This is a genomic window from Methylobacterium trifolii, assembly GCF_022179685.1.
Classification (GTDB): Bacteria; Pseudomonadota; Alphaproteobacteria; order Rhizobiales; family Beijerinckiaceae; genus Methylobacterium; species Methylobacterium trifolii.
Genome location: NZ_BPRB01000175.1, coordinates 1 through 3,239, shown reverse-complemented (window position 1 = coordinate 3,239; position 3,239 = coordinate 1). Strand labels below are relative to the sequence as shown.

At 71.1% G+C, this 3,239-nt stretch carries 4 protein-coding genes; 2 read left to right on the top strand and 2 right to left on the bottom strand.

Features of this window, described 5'->3' with window-relative positions; genetic code table 11:
- Positions 1-11: 11 nt before the first annotated feature.
- Positions 12-524, bottom strand: a complete 513-nt coding sequence (locus COGEMETH_RS15675; RefSeq protein ID WP_238183536.1) for a DoxX family protein — start codon at positions 522-524, stop codon at positions 12-14.
- Between the two features lie 77 nt (positions 525-601).
- Positions 602-1,768, bottom strand: a complete 1,167-nt coding sequence (locus COGEMETH_RS15670) for a multidrug effflux MFS transporter (protein ID WP_306421753.1) — start codon at positions 1,766-1,768, stop codon at positions 602-604.
- A 384-nt stretch (positions 1,769-2,152) separates the two neighbouring features.
- On the opposite strand from COGEMETH_RS15670, the gene COGEMETH_RS15665 reads away from it, so the two are divergent.
- Both COGEMETH_RS15665 and COGEMETH_RS15660 read left to right on the top strand, forming a co-directional pair.
- The gene (locus tag COGEMETH_RS15665) at positions 2,153-2,518 is read left to right on the top strand and encodes an ArsR/SmtB family transcription factor (protein ID WP_238183535.1); all 366 of its coding nucleotides are present in this window, start codon (positions 2,153-2,155) and stop codon (positions 2,516-2,518) included.
- On the top strand, positions 2,496-3,014 hold the full coding sequence (locus COGEMETH_RS15660) for an SRPBCC domain-containing protein (RefSeq protein WP_238183534.1): 519 nt from the start codon (positions 2,496-2,498) through the stop codon (positions 3,012-3,014). Before COGEMETH_RS15665 ends, COGEMETH_RS15660 begins: the two co-directional genes overlap by 23 nt.
- Positions 3,015-3,239: the final 225 nt, after the last annotated feature.

Below are 3,239 nucleotides of genomic sequence, written 5' to 3'. Positions count from 1 at the left end.
CATAACACGCTCTAGGCCGCGCGCTTGGCGCGCGTGTTGGAGTTGGCGCCGGACCGGCCGGCCCCCGATTTCGCCGCGCCCGCCTTCGCGCCCTTCGCTGCCGGCCGGGCGACGGGGCCTGAGCGCCAGCCCTGCCAGCTCCAGGCGCCGGGGCCGGCGACGGCGTAGATCAGGAAGCCGCCGGCGAGCCCAAGGTCGGCGAGCCACAGTGTGCGCTCGGCGACCGCCGCCGGGCCGGTGTACTGCCAGAACGGGTGGATCAGCACCGCCATCACGGCGGCGAAACCCGCCAGAGCGACGCCGGTGAGGCGCGGCAGCACGCCGAGGATCAGGGCCAGCGGCCCGAACACCTGGACCACGACCGCGATCGTAGCGACTGCGTTCGGCGCGGGCATGCCGGCACCGGCCAGCGTCAGGGCGAAGCCTGAGACGTTGAGCGCGCGGGCGATGCCCGTGGGCAGGAGGGCCGCGGCCATCAGCAGGCGCGCGGCGAGAAGCAATCCGTCCTGGGCTCGGGCGATCACGGCAGGGCTCCGGCAGGGGCAAAGACGGACCGACCCTCGCGCTCCCGGCTGAAGACCGCGTTAACCCCGCGGACGCGTCAACCGGAAACGCCGCCGCGAAACAGGCGGCCCCGCTCGGTCCAGGCCACGACCGCCAGCGCCACGGCGCCGAGGCCGGCATAGCCGATGCCGATCGGCAGGGTGGTGCCGTCGAAGGCCTGCCCGATCAGGAAGCCGCAGAGGGCCCCGAGGAAGGTGGTGTAGAAGCCCAGGAACGACGAGGCCGTGCCGGCGATGGCCCCCAGGGGCTCGAGGGCGAGGGCGTTGAAGTTGGGCATGGCGAAGCTGAGCAGGAACTGGTTCAGGGCGAGCAATGTCAGGAACATAGCCAGTGGCGGTCGACCGCCATAGGCAAGGCCCAGCCCGACCTGCGCCAGTCCCACGACCGTGAACGCACACAGGCCCGCATGCGAGAGCGGGCGCATCCCGAGGCGGCGCACGACGCGGGCGTTGACCAGCGTGGCCGCCCCCATGGCGCCCGCCACCAGCCCGAAGGCCAGGGGGAACAGGGGGCCGAGGCGATAGAGCCCGGTGTCGAACAGCTGCTGGGCCGAGCCGACATAGCCCATGATGCAGCCGGTGAGCAGGCCGAGCGCCGTGGCGTAGCCGATCGCGACGCGGGTGCGGACCGTGACGGCGACCGCCCGCCCGACAGCCCGGAACGAGAGCGGGCGCCGGAACTCCGGGTGCAGGGTCTCGGGCATCCGCGCCGTGAACCAGATCGCGAGCCAGCCCGCCAGCACCAGCATCGAGACGAAGACGTAGACCCAGGAGCCGAGCGCCAGCATCATCCCGCCGATGGCCGGCGCGATCATCGGCACGATCAGGAACACCATCATGATGAGCGACATCACGCTCGCCATCTCGCGCCCGCTGAAGCGGTCCCGCACGATCGCGGTGGAGAGCACGCGCCCGCCGGCCGCCCCGACCCCCTGGACCACGCGGGCGGCGAGAAGCCAGCCGAAGGACGGCGCCACCATCGCCAGCCCGCAGCCTGCGACGTAGATGCCGAGGCTGACCAGCAGCACCGGCCGGCGCCCGAAGGCGTCCGAGACGGGCCCGTAGACGATCTGGGCCAGCCCGAACCCGATCATGTAGACGTAGATCAGGAACTGGAGCCGGTTCGGATCGGGCACGCCGAAGCGGGCCTGGATCGCCGGGAAGGCCGGCAGCAGGTTGTCGATCGAGATCGCCGTCACCGCCATCATCAGGGCGACGATGGCCACGAACTCGGTGAAGCCCGGGCCGGCCCACGGGCGCTGCCCCGGGGGCATGGCGCCCTGGGATGGATCGGACCGGAGCGGTGCTGTCACGGATCGCCTTCGCGCAAGCGGGCGGGCGGCCCGCCTCGCCGGCCTCATCCGCCCGGTTCGCGGCGGCTCTGTGACGGGCCGCATGCGCCCGGGGCGGCCCTGCCGGGACGTGGCGCGGACGACCGGGAGCCGGGTCGCGGTTCGATATCGGACCTGGCTCGACCGGCCGCTCACGAGCCTCGACGGACGCGAGGAAAGCCGCTTCCGGCCGATCACCGATTGTCCAGTCTCCGGCCTCTTGCAGGGCGGCGACCGCTCGGCTAAACACTGAACCACATGGTTCAGTTTCCGGCAGATCGCCTCGATGCTTCCTTCGCCGCCCTCTCGGACGCCACGCGTCGGGGCGTCCTGGAGCGGCTCGGACGGGCGGATGCGTCGATCTCGGAGCTTGCGGACACGTTCCACATGACCCTCACGGGCATGAAGAAGCACGTCGGCGTCCTGGAGCAGGCGGGGCTGGTCACGACGCAGAAGGTCGGGCGCGTGCGGACCTGCACGCTCGGCCGCAGCCGGCTGGCGGACGAGACGGCCTGGATCGAGGCGTATCGCGGGCTCTGGGCCTCGCGCTTCGACGCGCTGGATCGGATCGTCGAGGAACTGAAGCAGAGGGAGACGTTCGATGGACGCAGGCAGACCGAGTGATCCCGCCGCCGGGACGGCCCGCACGACGGTGGAGCGGACATCGGACCGGGAGCTCGTCGTCGTCCGCATCGTCGATGGCCCGGCGCGCCTCGTGTTCGAAGCGTGGACCAAGCCGGACCTGTTCCAGCGATGGTGGGTGCCCAAATCGTTCGGCGTCACCTTGATCTCGTTCGAGGCCGACGTTCGCACGGGCGGCACGTACCGGTTGGTGATGGGCCACGCGTCCTCGGAGCAGCCCATGGCGTTCTTCGGTCGATACATCGACGTGACGCCACATTCCCGTCTCGTCTGGACCAACGAGGAGGGCGGTGACGCTGGGGCCATCACCACGGTGACCTTCGCGGAGACGGATGGCGCGACACGGGTCGTCGTGAGCGAGCTCTATCCCTCGAAGGAAGCGCTCGACGAGGCCATGGCCTCCGGAAGCACCAGCGGTTGGGGCGAGCAGTTCGTGCAGCTGGACCACCTCGTCGCCAGCCTGGACGCGAAGGCCTGACGGCCATGGGCGAGGTTCGAACACGCGGCGTTGCAGCGCCGGCTTTCGAAAGGCCGTCGCGGTTCGCCGAACGGCGGCAATCGCGACATCGCCAGAGGAATCGCGTCCGGCGCGCGTCCCCTCCCCCCTCTGCGGGCTCGGGGTACACGGGTTTCGATCAACGGCGATCCGAAGGTAATCCCGGCCTGCGCGGCTCCCTCCCCCAACTGCGGGGGAGGGTGGCCC

Excerpts from the sequence above, each read along its gene's own strand:
- COGEMETH_RS15670 (WP_306421753.1), bottom strand. The coding sequence starts at position 1,768 with ATGGCGGTGACGGCGATCTCGATCGACAACCTGCTGCCGGCCTTCCCG.
- COGEMETH_RS15665 (WP_238183535.1), top strand. The coding sequence starts at position 2,153 with ATGGTTCAGTTTCCGGCAGATCGCCTCGATGCTTCCTTCGCCGCCCTC.
- COGEMETH_RS15660 (WP_238183534.1), top strand. The coding sequence starts at position 2,496 with ATGGACGCAGGCAGACCGAGTGATCCCGCCGCCGGGACGGCCCGCACG.